Annotated in this window: 16 protein-coding genes; 12 read left to right on the top strand and 4 right to left on the bottom strand. The window is 65.3% G+C overall.

Translation table 11 applies throughout. The features are described 5' to 3' along the window. Positions 1-277: 277 nt before the first annotated feature. A complete protein-coding gene (locus N4G42_RS12940) occupies positions 278-1,762 on the bottom strand; it encodes a PLP-dependent aminotransferase family protein (protein WP_260667428.1) in 1,485 nt (494 codons plus the stop codon). 170 nt (positions 1,763-1,932) lie between these two features. On the opposite strand from N4G42_RS12940, the gene N4G42_RS12935 reads away from it, so the two are divergent. The 12 genes from N4G42_RS12935 (at position 1,933) to N4G42_RS12880 (ending at position 18,742) form a co-directional block, all read left to right on the top strand. After that, positions 1,933-2,745, top strand: coding sequence for a c-type cytochrome (locus tag N4G42_RS12935; protein WP_260667427.1), 813 nt, complete (start codon positions 1,933-1,935; stop codon positions 2,743-2,745). 14 nt (positions 2,746-2,759) lie between these two features. Beyond that, positions 2,760-4,040 (top strand): c-type cytochrome, encoded by a 1,281-nt coding sequence (locus N4G42_RS12930; RefSeq protein ID WP_260667426.1) that lies wholly within the window; start codon positions 2,760-2,762, stop codon positions 4,038-4,040. 60 nt (positions 4,041-4,100) lie between these two features. Continuing rightward, positions 4,101-4,502: a thioredoxin family protein gene (locus N4G42_RS12925; protein WP_260667425.1), complete on the top strand. Its 402-nt coding sequence runs from the start codon at positions 4,101-4,103 to the stop codon at positions 4,500-4,502. Positions 4,503-4,625: 123 nt separating this feature from the next. Continuing rightward, complete coding sequence (locus N4G42_RS12920; RefSeq protein WP_409557821.1) at positions 4,626-8,054, top strand: SNF2-related protein; 3,429 nt, start codon at positions 4,626-4,628, stop codon at positions 8,052-8,054. A gap of 376 nt (positions 8,055-8,430) precedes the next feature. Then, positions 8,431-9,027, top strand: coding sequence for a ribosome maturation factor RimP (gene rimP / locus N4G42_RS12915; protein ID WP_056063893.1), 597 nt, complete (start codon positions 8,431-8,433; stop codon positions 9,025-9,027). An 80-nt stretch (positions 9,028-9,107) separates the two neighbouring features. Next, the gene (gene nusA / locus N4G42_RS12910; RefSeq protein ID WP_056063891.1) at positions 9,108-10,592 is read left to right on the top strand and encodes a transcription termination factor NusA; all 1,485 of its coding nucleotides are present in this window, start codon (positions 9,108-9,110) and stop codon (positions 10,590-10,592) included. Positions 10,593-10,616: 24 nt separating this feature from the next. Next, positions 10,617-13,490, top strand: a complete 2,874-nt coding sequence (gene infB, locus N4G42_RS12905; RefSeq protein WP_056746494.1) for a translation initiation factor IF-2 — start codon at positions 10,617-10,619, stop codon at positions 13,488-13,490. Positions 13,491-13,508: 18 nt separating this feature from the next. Beyond that, positions 13,509-13,880 carry a 30S ribosome-binding factor RbfA gene (gene rbfA / locus N4G42_RS12900; protein WP_008904004.1) on the top strand — a complete coding sequence of 124 codons (372 nt, stop codon included), beginning with the start codon at positions 13,509-13,511 and terminating at the stop codon, positions 13,878-13,880. 3 nt (positions 13,881-13,883) lie between these two features. Continuing rightward, positions 13,884-14,885 (top strand): tRNA pseudouridine(55) synthase TruB, encoded by a 1,002-nt coding sequence (truB, locus tag N4G42_RS12895; protein ID WP_116747268.1) that lies wholly within the window; start codon positions 13,884-13,886, stop codon positions 14,883-14,885. Continuing rightward, positions 14,882-16,705, top strand: coding sequence for a translational GTPase TypA (typA, locus tag N4G42_RS12890; protein WP_056063883.1), 1,824 nt, complete (start codon positions 14,882-14,884; stop codon positions 16,703-16,705). The genes truB and typA overlap by 4 nt, the downstream gene beginning before the upstream one ends. 70 nt (positions 16,706-16,775) lie before the next feature. Then, positions 16,776-17,651 carry a DMT family transporter gene (locus N4G42_RS12885; protein WP_056063881.1) on the top strand — a complete coding sequence of 292 codons (876 nt, stop codon included), beginning with the start codon at positions 16,776-16,778 and terminating at the stop codon, positions 17,649-17,651. After that, positions 17,648-18,742: an enoyl-CoA hydratase/isomerase family protein gene (locus N4G42_RS12880; RefSeq protein ID WP_260667424.1), complete on the top strand. Its 1,095-nt coding sequence runs from the start codon at positions 17,648-17,650 to the stop codon at positions 18,740-18,742. Before N4G42_RS12885 ends, N4G42_RS12880 begins: the two co-directional genes overlap by 4 nt. A 40-nt stretch (positions 18,743-18,782) precedes the next feature. Here the strand turns inward: N4G42_RS12880 and N4G42_RS12875 are convergent, their stop codons facing one another. Genes N4G42_RS12875 through N4G42_RS12865 form a run of 3 tightly spaced genes read right to left on the bottom strand, consistent with a single transcriptional unit; the run spans position 18,783 to position 20,675 of the window. Next, positions 18,783-19,688 carry an anti-sigma factor family protein gene (locus N4G42_RS12875; RefSeq protein ID WP_260667423.1) on the bottom strand — a complete coding sequence of 302 codons (906 nt, stop codon included), beginning with the start codon at positions 19,686-19,688 and terminating at the stop codon, positions 18,783-18,785. 23 nt (positions 19,689-19,711) lie between these two features. After that, complete coding sequence (locus N4G42_RS12870; RefSeq protein WP_260667422.1) at positions 19,712-20,269, bottom strand: RNA polymerase sigma factor; 558 nt, start codon at positions 20,267-20,269, stop codon at positions 19,712-19,714. A gap of 34 nt (positions 20,270-20,303) precedes the next feature. Continuing rightward, positions 20,304-20,675 (bottom strand): hypothetical protein, encoded by a 372-nt coding sequence (locus N4G42_RS12865; protein WP_116747265.1) that lies wholly within the window; start codon positions 20,673-20,675, stop codon positions 20,304-20,306. Positions 20,676-20,866: the final 191 nt, after the last annotated feature.

Raw genomic sequence — 20,866 nt, 5'->3', positions numbered from 1 at the left:
GTTGGGGTTGTAGGGCGGGGCGGGTGGTCCGCCGTGGTGCACTGCCCGGGGTACGGGCGGGCGCCAGTATGCCGCTGCAAGCGCCGTGCCTGCTGCGGGAGAACCCGAGGTTGGGCTTTTCCAACGCGGTGCGTGGGATGTCAGCCTGGTGCAAGGCTGGCGCAGCGTGTGTTGGGTTGTGCGATGCAGTGTGGTGGGGCCAGGAGCTGCACGCCGGGTTTGGGGCCAGGGTTTTGATAAAAATCGGCCTGTGCGCTAGGTCGGTATGTCTTTGTGGCTATTGTTTTGATAGCATTTTTGGCCGCACCGGCCTCCCTGCCACGGCGGTCGCCAAGCCCGTGGCCAGTTGGCCCACGGTGCGCAGTGCTGGTTCCAGCCGCCCCTGCGCTGGATGCCCGTAGTTGATGCGTACGCAGTGCGCAAACCGCTGGTCGGCCGAGAAGATCTGCCCAGGCGCGAGGCTGATGCCCTGCTGCAGTGCCAGTCGGTGCAGTTCCAGCGCGTTCACTTCAGGCGGCAGCTCCACCCACAAGAAGTACCCACCCTCAGGCCGCGATACGCGGGTGCCGGGTGGGAAGTGCTGCGCTACGGCCGCCAGGGCCATCGCCTGCTGCTCGGCCAGGCTGCGGCGCAGCTGGCGCAGGTGCCGGTCGTAGCCGCCCTGGGCCAGGTACTCCGACAGCGCCTGCTGTGACGGCGTGGCAGCCGATAGCGTGGTCATCAGCTTGAGCCGCTGCACCGCCTTGGCCTGGCGGCCCGCCGCCACCCAGCCCACCCGGTAGCCGGGCGCCAGGCTTTTGCTGAATGAGCTGCAGTGCATCACCAGCCCCTCGGTATCAAACGCCTTGGCTGGGGGCGGGCGCTGGGGGCCAAAGTGCAGCTCGCCATACACGTCATCCTCGATCAGCGGCACGCCGTGGCGCGCCAGCAGGGCGACCAGCTCGCGCTTCTTGTCCTCGGGCATCAGGCTGCCCAGCGGGTTCTGAAAACTGGGCATGAGCCAGCAGGCCTTGATGGGCTGGTGGGGTGTTTGCCGCTCCAGTGCTTGCGCCAACGCCGCCAGGTCGATGCCATCGCGCGGGTGGGTGGCAATTTCCAGCGCCTGCAGGTTCAGCCGCTCCAGGGCCTGCAACGCGGCGTAAAAGGTGGGCGATTCGACCACCACCACGTCACCGGGCTGGGTGACGGCCTCCAGGCAGAGGTTGAGCGCCTCCATGGCGCCGTTGGTGATGATGATTTCTTCCACATCCACCCCCATGCCGTGCACGCCGTAGCGCAGGGCGATCTGCTGGCGCAGGCGTTCGTCGCCGGGCGGCAGGCTTTGCACGATGGTCCACGGGTCGAGCTTGCGCATGCCGCTGCCCAGGCAGCGCGCCAGGCGCTCCAGTGGAAACAGCTCCAGCCCTGGAAAGGCCGAGCCCAGCGGCACCAGGTCGCGGTCGCGCGCCAGGCCCAGCACCTCGAACACCAGGTCGCTGATGGCCACGCCGGTGGAGGTGGCGGCGGGCTGCGAGGGCTGGGGCTCCGCGGGTCGAACCTCGGCCGTACCTGGTAGCCGGGCGCTGACGTAGTACCCCGAACGCGGGCGCGCATGGATCAGGCCCTGGGCCTCCAGCAGGTAATACGCCTCGAACACGGTGGACGGGCTGATGCCCCGTGTGCGGCTGGCCTCGCGCACCGAGGGCACGCGGTCGCCGGGACGCAGGGCGCCGCTGTGGATGAGCTGGGCAATGGCGTCGGCGTGGCGTTCGTAGCGCTTCATGGGCAGGGCGAGGTTGATACAGGGCAAACTGATCTGTATTTTTAACTCGAAACTGAATCTGTACTGTTTTTGGGGGCGGGCGTAGAGTGGCGGACTGTGTGGGCGCACGCCTTGCGTGTTTGGCCGCTGTGGGCCGCCCAACCGTTTCTTTCCCGGACAAAAAGATCCCCATGACCGATTGCCTGCGCAGCTTGCTGCGCCCCGTTCTCCGCCTGCCTGCGGCCACTGCCCTGTTGGCGCTGGCCTTGAGCGCTGGCGCTGTGGCCCAGACGGTGCCTGCCAGCACCACCCCTGCTACCCCGGTGGCCACTGCATCCACTGCGGCCACAGTGCCCGTGTCTTCCATGTCTTCGCGCGTGCTGGCCTGCACCGCCTGCCATGGCAAGGAAGGCCGTGCCACGCCCGACGGCTACTTTCCGCGCATTGCGGGCAAGCCGGCGGGCTATCTGGCCAACCAGCTGCTCAATTTTCGGGACGGGCGCCGCAGCTACCCGCAGATGGGCTACCTCATCGAGCACCTGACGGACGATTACCTGCGCGAGATGGCCGAGCACTTTGCCGCGCTCGACTTGCCGTACCCACCGCCGCCCGCACCACAAGCGCCCGCCGCCGCGCTGGAGCAGGGCCGCCAGCTGGTGCAGCAGGGCGACGCGGCGCGCCGCATTCCCGCCTGTGTGGCCTGCCACGGTGCGGCCATGACGGGCGTTGCACCGTCCATCCCCGGCCTGCTGGGCCTGCCGCGTGACTACCTCAACAGCCAGCTGGGCGCCTGGAAGACCGGCCAGCGCCGCGCGCACGTGCCCGACTGCATGGCCGATATTGCCCGCCAGCTCACGCCCGATGACGTGAGCGCTGTCTCGGCCTGGCTGGCTGCCCAGCCCGTGGCGGCGGGTGGCAAGCCGGCCCGCACGCTGCCCGCCGCCATGCCGGCGCGCTGCGGCGGTGTGGCGGAGGTTCCCGTTGCTGCTGCAGCGGCACGCTGAGAAGGGATGCACCGATGAAACGCATCCTCTGGACCCTCTCTTCCGTGCTGGCGGCGCTCGGCATTGCCGCCGCCGTGCTGATCACCCTGAACCTGCGTGGCGAAGATCCGCTGCCCGCCGCCGAGACGCTGCAATCCACGCCCGTGCTGGTGCAGCGCGGCGAATACCTGGCCCGCGTCGGCAACTGCATGGCCTGCCACACCACCCAGGGCGGCGCGCCGTTTGCGGGTGGTCGAGGCATCGAGACGCCCTTTGGCGTGGTGCACAGCTCCAACCTCACGCCCGACAGGGTGCAAGGCATTGGCAGCTGGACCTCGGCCGAGTTCTGGCGCGCCATGCACCATGGCCGCAGCAAGGACGGGCGGCTGCTGTACCCGGCCTTCCCATACCCCAACTACACGCAGGTGACGCGCGAGGATTCGGACGCCATCTTTGCCTATCTGCAAAGCGTGCCCGCTGCGCCAGATGCCAACCGCGCCCATGCGCTGCGTTTTCCGTACAACACGCAGGCGGCATTGGCCGTGTGGCGTGCGCTGTTCTTCGCACCCGGAACGCCTCCCACCGAACCCACGCAGACGGCTGAATACAACCGGGGCGCCTATCTGGTCAACGGCCTGGGCCACTGCACCGCCTGCCACACGCCCCGCAATGCACTGGGCGCCACGTCGGACGCCAAGGCCTTCACCGGGGGGCTGATCCCGGTGCAGAACTGGTATGCCCCCGCACTCAATGCGGCGCACGAGGCGGGCGTGAAGGAGTGGCGCACCGACGATGTGGTGGCACTGCTCAAGACCGGCGTGGCCCCGCAGGGCTCGGTGCTGGGCCCCATGGCCGAGGTGGTGTTTCGCAGCACGCAGTATCTGAGCGACGCCGATGCGCGCGCCATGGCCGTGTACCTGCAGGGCCTGCCGCAGCAGGATCGCAAGGCGCCTGCCACCGTGGCCGCCCCCCCGGCCAGCGCGATGGCGCGGGGCGGCAAGGTGTACGAGCAGCAGTGCGCCCAGTGCCACGGCGACCGGGGGCAGGGCGAACCCGGCGCGTTTCCGGCACTGGCGGGCAATCGTGCCATCACGCTGGCCGACCCCACCAACCTGGTGCGCGTGGTGCTGCAGGGCGGCTACCTGCCCGCCACCGCAGGCAACCCGCGTCCGCACGGCATGCCGCCGTTTCAGCAGACCTTGTCGGACGAGGAGGTGGCGGCGGTGACCACGTTTGTGCGCAACAGCTGGGGCAACCAGGCGCCAGGTGTGGGTACCATCGAGGTCTATCGCGCGCGTGAGCGCCGCGGCATGTAGCGCAAGGCCCCGGGGCCCGCGCCCGCCGCCCCGCAGCGCGGCCCTCCAGGAGCCCTTTTGATGTCCAGTCCCGCCGCACTGCCCGAACCCACCCCCACGAGCCCTGGTGCCGCCACGCCTGGCGGCTGGTGGGCTGTGTGCCTGTGTGCAGCGTGGTGTGGCACCTGCGGCATTTATCGCCCCTTGTTCGACGAATTGGCCCGTGCACACCCGGACGTGCGGTTTGAATGGGTGGACATCGAAGACGAATCCGATCTGGTCGGGGACCTGGATGTGGAAACCTTTCCCACCCTGCTGATTGCCGACGGCGAGCGGGCCCTGTTCCTGGGCCCGTTGTTGCCGCAGGCGCCAGTGCTCACGCGGTTGTTGACCAGCCTGCAGGCGGCAGCGCCCGGCAGTGCCGGGGCGGGGGGCGAGGCCCAGAGCGTTTTCGAGCGGGTGCGCGCAGCACGCCGCGCCTAGCGGGCGGGCTTGCGGGCTGGCAGCGGTGGTTACCGCACCTTCGTCCACATCTTGAATGCTCTTTTTTTGATAGCTGACGGCGCATGATTCACTAGCGCTACAGCCACTTTTTGCTCGAAATCTGTGTCCACACCCCATCCACCCTGGTTCCCGCTCAACTCGCTGCAGGCCCAGTGCGACAAGGGCACCTGGGAGCGGGGCATGGAGCTGTACCGCCAGGCAGATGTGGTGCGCGTGGGGCTCCAGCAACAGGCCGAGGGCCGCTGGGCCTTGGCGGGTGAAGTGCAGGGCAGCTCGCCCGACCCGTACGAAGTGTCTGTGCAACTGGTGCTTGCGCCCAATGGCCAGGTCAAGCAATGGTCGGGCGATTGCAGTTGCCCCGTGGAGGCAGATTGCAAGCACGCCGTGGCCCTGACCCTGGAGGCCGCGCACCGCGACCCGGCGCAGGGCCCGTCGTCCACGCGGGCCGCCGATGCGCTCAAGGCCATGCAGGAGCGCAAAGAGGCCCTGGCGCGCGCCGAGGCCGAGGCGCGGCTGGTGCACTGGCTGCAGGAGTGGGACCGCGCTCTGGGCGGTGCTGTGCCGCAGGAGCCAGTCGCACGGCCGGGGCGGCCCGAGTGTTATCTCTATCTTGTCTCTACCGTAGGGCGGGCGCGCACCAGCGTGCCGCAGTTGCAGCTGGAGGCCGTGGTGTCGTACCCCAAGCTCACGGGGGGGTGGGCCAAGCCGCAACAGATCCGCACCCAGCCTGCGCCCGGCCAGGCGGTGTACGACCGCGCCAGCGACGCCGACCGCCAGGTGCTGCAGCTGCTGCGTGCCATGCCCCGCAGCGTGGGGTACTACTCGGCCTACAGCGTCGCGCCCATTGGGGTGCTGGAGGGTGCGGTGGGCTTGCTGGCGCTGGAGCAGGCTGCGGCCACGGGCCGTCTGTTCGTCGATGCGGGTGGGTCCACCGTGGGCGAGCCTTTGCGATGGGGCGACCCGCTGCCCATCGCGTGGGCATGGCAGGCGTCCACGCCCGCGCAAGGTGGCGAGGCCGTCTGGGGCCTGCGGGCCAGTCTGCCAGGCGACACAGCCGTACTGTGCGACAACCATCCGCCCTTGTACCTGGACGCCGTCCAGGGCGTCTGCGGCCCGGTGCACGCCGAAGGCCTGAGCCCGGCCCAGGTGGCCATGCTGCTCAAGGCCCCCGCGCTCAGTGCTGCGGCGCTGCAAAAACACCATGCCGAGGTGGTGCGCCGCATTGGCGGGGTGTTGCCGTTGCCGCCGGCGCTGGGTCCGCTCACACAGGTGCGGGGGGTGAAACCCGTGGCGCGCCTGCATCTGGCTCCGTCATCTCCGAACCAGGTGGCTGAAATGGGGCTGATCACCGCGCACTTGCGTTTTGACTACCAGGGCCATGTGGGCTGGTGGGCAGGGCAGGAGCTGGCGGTGCTGGTGCCCGGTGCCGACGGCGGCCAGGTGCTGCTGCAGCGCGATGCGGTGGCTGAACGCCATGCCGTCGAGCGTCTGGAAGGTCTGGGTCTCCTGGCCACCGACGACGGCCTGTTCGGCATCCCTGGCGAGCGTGCGCAGGATGACTGGATGCATTGGGCAGACAACGGCTTTGCAGGGCTGCGCGACGCGGGTTTTGATGTCACGCTGGACGCGGCGCTGCACGGCTGGGTCCAGCACGCCGACCGACTGGATGTGGTGCTGCAGCCTGAGGGGGATGACGCGACCACATCGCCCTGGTTTGCGCTGTCGCTGGGCATGGAGATCGATGGTGTGCGCCACAACATCCTGCCCTGGCTGCCCGATCTGATTGCCGCTGCGGCGGCACAGCCGCTGGACCCTGCGACGGGCTTGCCCCAGCTGCCGGAACATGTCTACATGCCCTCGTTGACCGGTGCCGGGTTTGTGCGCCTGCCGACAGATACCCTGCGGCCCTGGATGGCAGCGCTGCTCGATCTCGCGGGCGACCGCGCGCGTGACTTCAACGCCGACCGCCTGAAGCTCTCGCGCCTGGATGCCCTGCGCACCAGTGCTGCGCTGGGCGAGGGCGCGGTGTGGCAGGGCGCCGGTGCCTTGCGCGACATGCTGGCCCAGCTGCGGGGCGCCAGCACCTTGCCCGAGGTGCCGCTGCCCGCCAGCGTGCGTGCCACGCTGCGCCCGTACCAGCAGCAAGGCCTGAACTGGCTGCAGTTTTTGCGGGCCCACGGCCTGGCCGGTGTGCTGGCCGACGACATGGGCCTGGGCAAGACCCTGCAGACCCTGGCGCACATCCAGGTCGAAAAGGACGCTGGGCGGCTGACGTGCCCTGCGCTGGTCATTGCGCCCGTGAGCCTGATGGGCAACTGGCAGCGCGAGGCGGCTCGCTTTTGCCCGGGTCTGCGGTGCCTGGTGCTGCATGGCGCGGATCGCCATGAAGTGGCCGATGAAGTCACCGAGCACGACCTGGTCATCGCGCCGTATTCGCTGCTGCAACGCGACCGAGACCGCTGGCTGGCGCACCAGTGGCACCTGGTGGTGCTGGACGAGGCCCAGAACATCAAGAACGCCAGCAGCCAGGCCGCACAGGTGGTCAGCGAACTGCAGGCGCGCCACCGGCTGTGCTTGTCGGGTACGCCCATGGAAAACCACCTGGGCGAGGTCTGGAGCCTGTTCCACTTCTTGATGCCGGGCTTTTTGGGCAGCCAAACGCGCTTCAAGGAGGTGTTTCGTACGCCCATCGAAAAGCAGGGCGACGGTGCGCGCATGGCCCAGTTGCGCGCCCGCATCACCCCCTTCATGCTGCGGCGGACCAAGGCGCTGGTGGCAGGGGAGCTGCCGCCCAAGGTCGAATCGGTCATGCCTGTGGAGCTGACCGGCGCGCAGGCGGACCTGTACGAAACCATCCGCCTGGGCATGGAGAAGACCGTGCGCGAAGCGCTGCAGTCCAAGGGGCTGGCGCCATCGCAGATCACCATCCTGGATGCGCTGCTCAAGCTGCGGCAGGTGTGCTGCCACCCGCAGCTGGTGCCGTTGGACGCAGCCAAGGCCGTGGAGACCTCGGCCAAGCTGGACCATTTGATGACGCTGCTGCCCGAAATGTTGGCCGAGGGGCGGCGCATTTTGCTGTTCTCGCAGTTCACCAGCATGCTCAGGCTGATTGAGACCGAGCTGAAAAAGCGCGACCTGCCCTGGGTCAAGCTAACGGGGCAGAGCCAAAAGCGCGACGCGATCATCGAGCAGTTCACCAGCGGGCAGGTGCCTTTGTTTCTCATCAGCCTCAAGGCGGGCGGGGTGGGGCTGAACCTGCCGCAGGCCGACACGGTGATCCATTTCGACCCCTGGTGGAACCCGGCGGTGGAAAACCAGGCCACCGACCGCGCGCACCGCATGGGCCAGACGCAGAGCGTGTGGGTGATCAAGCTGGTAGCGCAGGGGACGATCGAGGAGCGCATCCTGGCCCTGCAGGAGCGCAAGGCGCAGCTGGCGGGCAGCCTGTACAGCGGAGCTGCTGCCCGCAAGGAGCCGCTCTTCACCGAAAGCGATCTGGCAGAACTGCTGCAGCCGCTATCACTGTCATAGCTGCTGGTGCAGGTTGGACAAGCGCGTGGTGCCATTGAGGCAGGGCACCGCCCGGAGGGCCGCATGGACACTGGCTTGGGCGTCCTGCCTGAGCGTGTTGACAACAGTTTTCCCTGTCTGCGCCTTTGCAAATCAACACTTTGCACGCTACAATACGAATCTCACGACCAAACGGGCGGGTACCAACCGCCCGTTTTTTTTGGTCGAACGCTTTTGGAGCTCGAAGCTGTCGGGGAAGAGTCTCCGGGGGTTATCGGGTTTTTTGTTTTGGATTTGCGCAAATGAGGGGGCACAAACAGTGCTCCCGGTGGGCAGGCTGGTGGCCTGGTCCTGATTGGCGCAAGTTGTGTGGTTTATCCGGGATTGAACTGAACACGTGGCATTGCAGCAAGTCGTTGAACAAATTGTGACGGGACTGGGGTATGACCTGGTGGAGATCGAGCGCTCTGCCGGCGGCCTGTTGCGCGTCACCATCGACTTGCCTTGGGTGCAGCCGGCCGCTGATGCGCCCCAGCCCGTGATCGAGCAGTTCGTGACGGTCGAGGATTGCGAGAAGGTCACCCGTCAGCTGCAGTTTGCGCTGGAGGTCGATGGCGTCGAGTACAAGCGCCTCGAAGTGTCATCCCCTGGTATCGACCGGCCCTTGCGCCACGAGCAAGACTTCGTGCGCTTTGAAGGCTCTGTCATCGACATCACCCTGAAGGCGCCCATCGGCGCCGCAGCAGCGGGAGGCCAGGTCAACGCCACCCGCAAGAAATTTCGCGGCACGCTGGAGCGGGCCGAGGCCGGAGGCTGGCAGATCGTCTGGAGCGACGAGCCGCCGGTCAAGCCAGGACAAAGAGTCAGCAAGAAACGCGTGCCCGCCCCGTTGCAGGCGATGGGCTTCACCTTGGACGAATGCCGGGATGTGCGCCTTGCGCCCATCGTGGACTTCAAGGGGCGCGCAGGCAAGGCCGGGGCTGCACCTGCCTGATTTGCTGCTGAAAATTGTGGGGTGGGTGGCTGCAGTGCGTTGCCTTGCCCTCGGGTGATTGAAAACAGGAGAGTCGTCGCATGAATCGCGAATTGTTGATGTTGGTTGAGGCCATTTCGCGCGAAAAGAACGTGGAGCGTGATGTGGTCTTGGGCGCCGTGGAGTCGGCCCTGGCCCAGGCTACCAAGAAGCTGTACCAGGGCGAGGTGGACATTCGCGTGTCCGTGGATCGCGACAGCGGCAACTACGAGACTTTCCGTCGCTGGCTGGTGGTGCCCGACGATGCGGGCCTGCAAAACCCCGAAGCCGAGGAGCTGCTGATGGATGCGAAGGATCGCATCCCAGACATCGAAGTCGGCGAGTACATCGAAGAGGGTGTCGAGTCGGTGCCCATCGGTCGTATCGGCGCCATGGCTGCCAAGCAGGTCATCCTGCAGAAGATCCGCGACGCTGAGCGCGAAATGTTGCTCAACGACTTCATGTCGCGCGGCGAGAAGATCTTCACCGGCACCGTCAAGCGCATGGACAAGGGCGACATCATCGTCGAGTCCGGCCGCGTGGAAGGCCGTCTGCGCCGCAGCGAAATGATCCCCAAGGAAAACCTGCGCAGCGGCGACCGCGTGCGGGCCATGATCATGGAAGTGGACCTGACGCTGCGCGGCGCTCCCATCATCCTGTCGCGTTCGGCGCCTGAGTTCATGATCGAACTCTTCCGCCAGGAAGTGCCCGAGATCGAGCAAGGCCTGCTGGAGATCAAATCCTGCGCCCGTGATCCCGGCTCGCGTGCCAAGATCGCCGTGTTGTCCCATGACAAGCGCGTGGACCCCATCGGCACCTGCGTCGGCGTGCGTGGCACCCGTGTGAACGCGGTGACCAACGAGCTTGCTGGCGAGCGCGTGGACATCGTGCTGTGGTCCGAAGACCCCGCACAGTTCGTGATTGGCGCGCTGGCTCCGGCCAACGTGTCCTCCATCGTGGTCGATGAAGAAAAGCACGCCATGGATGTGGTCGTGGACGAGGAAAACCTCGCCATCGCCATCGGCCGTGGCGGTCAAAACGTGCGCCTGGCGTCCGACCTGACCGGCTGGAAGATCAACATCATGGACGCCGCTGAAAGCGCGCAAAAGCAGGCCAACGAGACCGATACGGCCCGCAAGCTGTTCATGGAAAAGCTCGATGTGGACGAGGAAATCGCCGACATCCTGATCTCCGAAGGCTTCAACAGCCTCGAAGAAGTGGCCTACGTTCCCCTGCAGGAAATGCTGGAGATCGAAAGCTTCGATGAAGACACCGTCAACGAGCTGCGGGCCCGTGCCAAGGACGCGCTGCTCACCATGGAAATTGCCCGTGAGGAAAGCGTGGAAGAGGTCTCCCAGGACCTGCGCGACCTCGAAGGCCTCACCCCTGAGCTGATTGCCAAATTGGCCGAAGGCGGTGTGCACACACGTGACGACCTGGCCGATCTGGCCATTGATGAACTGACCGACCTGACCGGACAGTCTGAAGAGGAAGCCAAAGCCTTGATCATGAAGGCGCGCGAACACTGGTTCGCGGGGCAAGAGTAAAGGTCAGGGAGGCACGAACCACATATGTCCAGTAACACTGTCGCCGAGTTCGCTACCGAACTCAAAAAATCGCCTGAAACCCTGCTCGACCAGCTCAAGGCTGCCGGCGTGGGCAAGGCTGCTCCCTCTGACGCGTTGACCGAGTCGGACAAGCAAAAGCTTCTTGCTTACCTGCAGGCCAGCCACGGCACGGCCTCGGCCGATCGCAAGAAGATCACGCTGGTCAAGAAGTCCACCAGCGAAATCAAGCAGGCGGACGCTACGGGCAAGGCCCGTACCATCCAAGTGGAAGTGCGCAAGAAGCGCACGTTCATTCAGCGCGACGAAGGTGCAGAGGCTGCTGCAGAGTCGCACGCACCCGCGGCGGTGGAAGAACCCGCTGTGTCGAGTGAAGACCTTGAGCTGTCCCGCCGCGAGGAAGAAGCCCGCCGCCAGGCCGAGCTGATCCGCCGCCAGGAGGCGGAATTGGCCGAAAAGCGCGCCGAGCGCGAAGCCCGCGAAAAGCGCGAGCGCGAAGCCGAAGAGCGTGCTGCCGCTTACGCTGCTCAGGAAGCTGAGAAGAAGGCCCAGGCTTCTGCCGTCAAGCAGGAAGCCACCCGCGAGCAGGCTGCCGAAGCCGCTGCGCGCACGGCAGCACAGAACGAAGCCCGCGAAAAGGCTGCTGCCGAATCCAAGGCCCGCTCTGACGAAGAAGCCGCCCGTGCGGCCGACCTGGATGCACGTCGCCGCAAGGCCGAGGCAGAAGCTGCCGCCATTCGCTCCATGATGGCCACGCCCAAGAAGGCGGTCATGGTCGCCAAGAAGCCCGAGGAACCCAAGCCAGTGGCCAAGCCTGCTGCCGTGGGCGACGCCAAGAAGGGCACGCTGCACAAGCCGGCAGTTGGCACTGGCGTGGCGCGCGCCGGTGCTCCCGCTGCTGCTGGAGCGGGCGCGGGTGCGCCTGGCGCTGGCAAGGAAGTGAAGTCAGCCAAGCTGTCCTCCAGCTGGGCCAATGACACGGCCAAGAAGAAAGAAATCAAGACCCGCGGCGACAGCAGCGGCGGTGTCGGTCGCAACAACTGGCGTGGTGGCCCGCGTGGCCGCCGTGGCGACAACCGCGACCACCGTGATGATCACCAGCAGGCCGCACCGGTCGAAGCACGCATCATCGAAGTGCATGTGCCCGAGACCATTACCGTGGCTGAACTGGCGCACAAGATGTCCATCAAGGCCAACGAGGTCATCAAGGCGCTGATGAAGATGGGCCAGATGGTCACCATCAACCAGCCGCTGGACCAGGACACGGCCATGATCGTGGTGGAAGAGCTGGGCCACAAGGCCGTCGTGGCTGCGCTGGACGACCCGGAAGCCTTTACCGACGAAGATGCAGGCCAGCAAAACGCAGAACTGTTGCCGCGCGCTCCGGTCGTGACCGTGATGGGTCACGTGGACCATGGCAAGACCTCGCTGCTGGATTACATCCGCCGCGCCAAGGTGGCTGCGGGTGAAGCCGGTGGCATTACCCAGCACATTGGTGCCTACCACGTGGAAACGCCACGCGGCATGGTGTCGTTCCTCGACACCCCGGGTCACGAGGCTTTCACGGCCATGCGTGCCCGTGGTGCACAGGCCACCGACATCGTGATTCTGGTAGTGGCCGCCGATGACGGCGTCATGCCCCAGACCAAGGAAGCCATCAAGCACGCCAAGGCTGCTGGTGTACCGATCGTGGTGGCCATCACCAAGGCTGACAAGCCTGATGCCAACCCCGACCGCGTCAAGCAGGAGCTGGTGGTCGAAGAGGTGGTGCCTGAAGAATACGGTGGCGATTCGCCCTTTGTGCCCGTGTCCTCCAAGACCGGCATGGGCATCGACACCCTGCTGGAGCAAGTGCTGCTGCAGGCCGAAGTGCTGGAACTCAAGGCGCCGGTGGATTCGCTGGCCAAGGGTCTCGTGATCGAAGCCCAGCTGGACAAGGGCCGCGGCCCTGTGGCCACTGTGTTGGTGCAGTCCGGTACGCTGAAGGTGGGTGATGTGGTGCTGGCTGGCCAGACCTATGGCCGCGTGCGCGCCATGCTGGACGAAAACGGCAAGGTCGCCAAGACGGCTGGTCCATCGATTCCTGTCGAAATCCAGGGTCTGACGGAAGTGCCGCAGGCGGGTGACGAATTCATGGTGTTGACGGACGAGCGCCGTGCCCGTGAGATCGCGACGTACCGTGCAGGCAAGTTCCGCAACACCAAGCTGGCCAAGCAGCAAGCCGCCAAGCTGGAAAACATGTTCGCCGACATGACGGCGGGTGAGGTCAAGACCCTGCCCATCATCGTCAAGGCCGACGTGCAAGGCTCGCAGGAAGCGCTGGCCCAGTCGCTGCTCAAGCTCTCGACCGACGAGGTCAAGGTGCAACTGGTGTACGCCGCTGTGGGCGCCATCAGCGAGTCCGACATCAACCTGGCGATCGCCTCCAAGGCCATCGTGATCGGCTTCAACGTGCGTGCCGATGCCGGTGCGCGCAAGCTGGCCGAAGGCAATGGCGTGGACCTGCATTACTACAGCATCATTTACGACGCTGTGGACGAGTTGCGTGTGGCGATGTCCGGCATGCTGGCTCCCGAGCAGCGCGAAGAAGTCATTGGTACGGCCGAGATCCGCACCGTGTTCGTGGCCTCCAAGATCGGTACTGTGGCGGGTTCGTACATCACGTCCGGCATGGTCCATCGCAACGCCAAGTTCCGTCTGCTGCGCGACAACGTGGTGGTCTACACCGGCGAAGTCGACTCGATCAAGCGCCTCAAGGACGATGTCAAGGATGTCAAGGAAGGCTTTGAGTGCGGTATCAAGCTCAAGAACTACAACGACATCAAGGAAGGCGATCAACTCGAGTTCTTTGACATCAAGGAAATCGCCCGGACGCTGTAAAGCCTCGGTGACGACGATATGGCTGCGAAGAAATCTTCCACCCCCAACCGCGCCTTCAAGGTGGCCGACCAGATCCAGCGTGATCTGACGGAGCTGATCGCGCGCGAGTTGAAAGACCCGCGCGTGGGCATGGTGACGCTGCAGGGCGTGGAGGTGACTCCCGACTATGCACATGCCAAGGTGTTCTTCAGCCTGTTGACGGGCGACCCTGTGGAAACGCAGGCGGCGCTCAACCAGGCGGCTGGATTCCTGCGCAATGGCTTGTTCAAGCGCCTGCACATCCACACCGTGCCTACGCTGCACTTCGTGTTCGACCGCACCTCCGAGCGTGCGGCCGACATGAACGCCTTGATCGCCAAGGCGGTGTCTTCGCGCGCCAAAGAGGATTAGTCCATGCACGCGCCACGCACCAGGGTGCAGCGGCGCCCTGTGCATGGGGTGTTGCTGCTCGACAAACCGCTCGGCCTTTCGAGCAATGACGCCTTGCAAAAGGCGAAATGGCTGCTGCGCGCCGAGAAAGCGGGCCATACGGGCACGCTGGATCCGCTCGCCACGGGCGTGTTGCCGCTGTGTTTCGGCGCCGCCACCAAGTTCAGCCAGCTGCAGCTGGATGCCGCCAAGACCTACGAGGCGATTGCGCTGCTCGGCGCCACCACGACCACCGGCGATGCCGAGGGTGACGTGGTGCAACGCTGCGATGTAGATGCTGCCCAACTCACGCCAGAGCGCCTGGCGGCTGTGCAGCAACAGTTCACGGGTCCCATCCGCCAGGTGCCGCCGATGCACAGCGCGCTCAAGAAGGACGGCAAGGCGCTGTACGAATATGCACGCGCCGGTGTCACGGTGGAGCGCGAAGCACGGGACGTGATCATTCATGCCCTCAAGCTGACGCTGGTGCAGACAGATCAAGCGCAAGCAGCTATTAAAATGATAGTGACCTGCAGCAAGGGCACCTACATCCGTACGTTGGGTGAAGACATTGGCGCGGCATTGGGCTGCGGGGCTCACCTGACCTTCTTGCGCCGCATCGACACTGGGGGAATTGGTGTGGAGCGCTGTGTCACGCTGGCCCAGCTGGAGGCCATGCCCGAGGCAGAACGCCTGGCCAGTCTGGAAGCGCCCGAGTCACTGCTGGCACAACACATGCGTGTCACGCTGGACGGTGAGAATGCAGCCCGATTCCTGTCGGGCGTGCGTCGCCGTGGCAACTGGCCCGATGCCAGTGCCGTGGCGGTGTTTGGCGAGAATCCCCCGGCGCTGCTGGGGGTGGGCCACATCGTGGGCGGGGAGCTGGTGCCGGACAGGCTCCTGAGTCCGCTGGAAATTCAACAAATTTTGGAAAGCACGCCGCATTCCGCGTCCATGGCGCACAGCGGCATATTGGAAAAACTATGACTAAACAAATCCGCAATATCGCCATCATTGCCCACGTTGACCATGGCAAAACCACCATGGTGGACCAGCTGCTGCGCCAGTCCGGCACCTTCGCCGACCACGAAAAGGTCGTCGATACCGTGATGGACAACAACGCGATCGAAAAGGAACGCGGCATCACCATCTTGGCCAAGAACTGCGCCGTGAGCTGGAAGGGCACGCACATCAACATCGTGGACACCCCCGGCCACGCGGACTTCGGTGGCGAAGTGGAACGTGCGCTGTCCATGGTGGACAGCGTGGTGCTGCTGATCGATGCACAAGAAGGCCCCATGCCCCAGACGCGTTTCGTGACTAAGAAGGCCCTGGCGCTGGGCCTGCGCCCCATCCTGGTGGTGAACAAGGTGGACAAGCCCGGTGCCAACCCCGACAAGGTGGTGAACGCCGCGTTCGACCTGTTCGACAAGCTCGGTGCTACCGATGAACAGCTCGACTTCCCCGTGGTGTACGCCTCGGGCATCAACGGCTGGTCGTCGCTGGAAGAAGGCGCGCCCGGTGAGCAGTGGGGCCCCGACATGTCGGCCCTGTTCGACACCATCCTCTCGCACGTTCCACCCAACACGGGCGATGCCAATGCGCCGCTGCAGCTGCAGATCTCTGCGCTGGACTTCTCCAGCTTCGTGGGCCGCATCGGCGTGGGCCGCATCAGCCAGGGTACCCTGAAGCCCATGCAGGACGTGATCGTCATGGAAGGCCCTGATGGCAAGGCCGTGAAGGGCCGTGTGAACCAGGTGCTGACGTTCCAGGGCCTTGATCGCATGCAGACCCCCTTGGCGGGCCCTGGCGACATCGTGCTGATCAACGGCATTGAAGACATCGGTATCGGCGTGACCGTGACCGACCCCGCCAACCCCGCGCCGCTGCCCATGCTGAAGGTGGATGAGCCCACGCTGACCATGAACTTCTGCGTGAACACCAGCCCGCTGGCCGGCCGCGAAGGCAAGTTCGTGACCAGCCGCCAGATCTGGGACCGCCTGCAAAAGGAACTGCAGCACAACGTGGCCCTGCGCGTGAACGAAACCGACGAAGAAGGCATCTTCGAAGTGATGGGCCGTGGTGAATTGCACCTGACCATCCTTTTGGAAAACATGCGCCGCGAAGGTTACGAGCTGGCTGTGTCGAAGCCCCGCGTGGTGTTCAAGGACATCGACGGTGTCAAGCACGAGCCTATCGAGCTGGTGACGGCCGACATCGAAGAAGGCCACCAGGGCGGCGTGATGCAGGCCCTGGGCGAGCGCAAGGGCGAGCTGGTGAACATGGAGTCCGACGGCCGTGGCCGCGTTCGCCTGGAGTACCGCATCCCGGCCCGTGGCCTGATCGGTTTCACCAACGAATTCCTGAACCTGACGCGCGGCTCCGGCCTTATCAGCAACATCTTCGACAGCTACGAGCCGCACAAGGGCGACATCGGCGGCCGCAAGAACGGCGTGCTGATCTCCATGGACGACGGTGAAATCTTCACCTACGCGCTGGGCAAGCTGGACGACCGTGGTCGCATGTTCGTGAAGGCCAACGACCCTGTGTATGAAGGCATGATCGTCGGCATCCACAGCCGTGATAACGACCTGGTGGTGAACGCCACACGTACCAAGCAGCTGACCAACTTCCGCGTGTCCGGCAAGGAAGACGCGATCAAGATCACGCCTCCGATCGACCTCACGCTCGAATACGGCGTGGAGTTCATCGAGGACGACGAACTGGTCGAAATCACGCCCAAGTCCGTGCGCCTGCGCAAGCGCTATCTGACCGAAAACGAGCGCAAGCGCGCCTCCCGTTCTTGATAAGCTCAGCGTTTCCGAAAGGGCCACTGCCACGCAGTGGCCTTTTTTCCGTCTGAACCCTGCACAAACCATGTTGAAACTCACCCATACCCGGGCGGTGCTGCTGATGGTGGCGGTGACCCTGATGTGGTCCATCGCCGGCGTGGTCACGCGCCACCTGGAGCATGCGGCAAGTTTTGAAGTGACCTTCTGGCGCAGCTTTTTCACGTTGCTGTCGCTGCTGGTCATCTTGCCCGCGCTGCAGGGCAGGGCGGTGTTTGCATCCATGCGCCACAGTGGCCGTGCGTTGTGGATCTCTGGCGTGTGCTGGAGCGTGATGTTCACGGCGTTCATGGTGGCGCTGGTTCTCATGCCGGTGGCCAATGTGCTGGTCACGATGGCTGTGGGGCCGCTGCTCACAGCGCTGTTTGCAAGGGTGTTCATCGGCCATCACATCGCCCCGCGCACCTGGGCTGCGATTGCCGTGGCGGGGCTGGGTATTGCGTGGATGTATGGTTCGCAGATGGCGGGCCTCCCTCTGGCGGGCACGCTGGTGGCGCTGTGTGTGCCTGTGGCCGCCGCCATCAACTGGACGGTGGTACAACATTCGCAGCGCCACGGCCATGCGGTGGACCTGGTGCCTGCAGTGCTGGTCGGCGCAGTGATTTCGGTGGTGGCCACGCTGCCGCTGGCGCTGCCTTTTCAGGCGTCGGCCCACGACCTGGGCCTGCTGGCCTTGCTGGGCGTGGTGCAATTGGCCATCCCTTGTGTGCTGGCCGTGCGCTGCGGGCGCGTGCTCAAGGCGCCCGAGATGGCGCTGCTCGGGCTGCTTGAAGTGATCTTTGGCATCTTGCTGGCATGGCTGGGCGCGGGCGAAAAGCCTGGCACGGCGGTGCTGACGGGGGGCGCACTGGTGATCGGTGCGCTGGTTTTCAATGAACTGTTGGGTTGGAAGGAACAAAAATGACGGAGACGGTCGTGTCTGAAGTGTTGAGCGAAGTGCGTGGCCAGGTGGGCTTCATTACCCTGAACCGCCCGCGTGCGCTCAATGCCTTGTCGCTGGGTATGGTGCGTGACCTGATGGGCATCCTGCTGGCATGGCAGAACGATGCGCGGGTGCTGGCAGTGGCCATCCGTGGCAGCAACAAGGAAGGCCCGTTTGGCGCTTTCTGCGCAGGCGGCGATATCCGCTTTCTGCACCAGGCGGGTAGCCAGGGCAACCCGCTGATCGAGGACTTCTTCACCGAGGAATACGCGCTCAACCACTTGATCCACAACTACGCCAAGCCCTACATCGCCTTCATGGATGGCATCGTGATGGGGGGCGGCATGGGCATCAGCCAGGGCGCCGCCCTGCGCGTAGTAACCGAGCGCACCAAGATGGCCATGCCCGAGACGGCGATTGGCCTGTTCCCGGACGTGGGCGGGGGTTACTTCTTGAGCCGCTGCCCTGGCCGCGTGGGCGAGTGGCTGGCACTGACTGGCGACACCATCGGCGCGGGAGATGCCATTGCATACCTGCTGGCCGATGGCTGCCTGCCGTCAGACCGGCAGGCCGCGGTGTGGGATGCTTTGGCCACCAAAAACTTTGCGGATGGCGCGGCCATCAAGGCCTATGTTGCTTCTCAATTTGTAGCATCTCAGGCAAGCGGTAATAGCGCTCTGGCCGATATTGACCAATATTTTGCGCTGCCGACCGTCGGCGAGATCGTGCGGACACTCGAGGCCGCCGACAGCGACTGGGCGCGCACCACGGCCGCCACGCTGCGCAAGCGTTCGCCACTGATGCTGCATGTGGTGCTGGAGCAGATTCGCCGCGCCCGTGCGATGGGCCTGGCCGACGACCTGCGCATGGAGCGCGATATGGTGCGTCACTGCTTTTTCCTGCGCCCAGGACAGAGTGAGACCGTGGAAGGCATCCGCGCCCTGGCCGTGGACAAGGACCATGCGCCTCAGTGGAATCCAGGCCGCATTGAAGATGTGACGCCGGAGATGGTGGCACCGTTCTTTGCCAGCCCCTGGCCCGCACACGCCCATCCGCTGGCCCATTTGTCCTGACCGCATACGGACATGGTCGGGCCGGGCCCCCGGCGGCGCGTCAGGGGTTCAGCTGCTGATAAACCGCTGTGGCTAGGCTCAATAACTCGGTGCGCGACAACTGTCCGCTCAGGGCGTAGCCAAAGCCGGCATCCGTCCAATAAAAGCCCGGCACCGGGCCTTCGTGTGTGAACTGGAACGCGGTGGTGGGTGCTGCCGCCGGTGCTTCCGTGCGCGCTTTGGTGCCGCCCTGGTTGTCATTGGCAGGGCGGGGCGGGGTGGGAGCTAGAGCGCCCAGGTACAGCGTGATTCGCTGGCCTGCGCTGTTCTGGTACATGAACTGCGCGCGCACTCCGGTATCGCCGGGCAACAACCGGCCTCCCACCAGTTCATAGCCCTGGGCGCCCAGCACAGGGACTTTCAGCGGTCGGTCCAGCCGTTTGGACAGCCATTGCACCAGGTGGTCTTGCTGGGCAGCCGTGACCTCTACGGGGTGACGCACTTCGGGTTGGTACACCGCATGGGCCACAGAGGCCTGCTGTGCGAAGCGCTGTGCCGGTTCGGCTGTCACCAGCGCGGCTCCTTGGCCAGTCGCCAGCGTTTTGCCGGGTAGCCCTGCGGGCCACTGGCTGCGGCCCGTCCAACCCAGCACAAAGGCCAGCAGGACCGATGCAGCCATGCCACCCCAACGCCACCACTGCGCCTGTTGCTCCCTGTGGTCTGTGGCGCGCAATGCTGCGGCCAGCAAGGCATCGGGAACGGGGGCGTGGAGAAGGTCCTGGTGCAGGTCATGCAGCCGCTGCCGCTGCGCCTGCCAGTGGGCCAGTGTGGCCTGTGCCTCCTCATCGTCCCGCAGTTGCTCGCGCAGCGCCTGTGCCTGCGCGGGCGGCAACTGGCCGTCCACAAGGGCATGCCAGGCGCTGCTCTCTTCTGCGCGTGCTGGGGGGGCTGGATGTGTCGGGTCCATGATGGAGGATCGGGTCAGGGTGGCTATTTGAGACGGCGCAGTGCAGGCGTCGTGCCTGCGGCGGCGCCTGCGCCCGCCTGGGCGGCCAGTACAGCCGGCGCAGTGCCTGATGTGGGCTGCCGGTCCATCAGCACTCGCAGGCGCATGCGGGCCCGCGACAGGCGAGACATGACGGTACCCACCGGAATGCTCAGGATGCGTGCGGTGTCTTCGTAGCTCATGTCCTCCATCGCCACCAGCAGCAGCACGGCCCGCTGGTCGGCGGGCAGGCGCTGCAGGCAGCGCTCCAGGTCCAGGGCGTCATCCGAGGGCGCACGGGCGCCTTGCAGCTGGTCTTGAACCTCATCGATGTCCAGAGGGGGCAGCGCGGGCAACGCGCGGCGTTGGTTGAGATACAGGTTGTGCATCAGGGTGAACAACCATGCGCGCAGGTCGCTGCCGGTGCGCCACAGCATCCATTTGCTGCAGGCCCGCTCCAGCGTGTCCTGCACGAGGTCATCAGCTGCCCAGGCATCGCCCGTCAGCACCCGCGCGTAGCGGCGCAGGCCCGGCAGCTGTTCGATGACCTGGGAGCGATTCATGCCGTGCGGGGCCTGTGTTGCGCTGTGCGTGCTCTTACGGCCGTGCGGTGCGCCACACCTGGTTCACGCCTTCGCCCGTCTTGTCTCCGGGCTTGGTGTCCTTGATCCAGTAGTACAGCGGCTTGCCCTTGTAGGCCAGCTGGGTCTTGCCATCGTCGCGGGTGACGACGCTGTAGTCGCCGCCAGGGGCCTTGCTGGCCATCAGCGGCGGCCAGTTGGTGGCGCAGGGGCCGTTGCACACTGACTTGCCACTGCCTGCAGCATCGCGGTCAAACGTATAGAGCGTCATGCCGCCGGCGCCGACCAGTACGCCGTCCATGGTCTTCACGGGCGAGTCGTCCATGGTGGCGCAGCCAGCCAGTGCAGCGGCTGCGACGAATGCGGCCATCGAGATCAGTTTCTTCATGGGTTTCTCCAGAGGGTGGTGCAGGCGGAGGCGAATGCTGCCTTGCACCGGGATGAACACCCGGACGTGGTGATTTATTCCATCACAACTGAAAAAATAGTGACCAGCAGCGCGCAGGGCTTTCAAAACTGGCACGGCCCGGGCCGGCGCATCCGCTCAAGGCTGCTCTGCCTCCCCGTATGCGGTCCTCT

Source organism: Acidovorax sp. K2F (genome assembly GCF_025246485.1).
GTDB lineage: Bacteria > Pseudomonadota > Gammaproteobacteria > Burkholderiales > Burkholderiaceae_C > Acidovorax > Acidovorax delafieldii.
The sequence above is the reverse complement of the archived record's forward strand: the minus strand, read 5'-3'. Positions and strand labels throughout refer to the sequence as shown.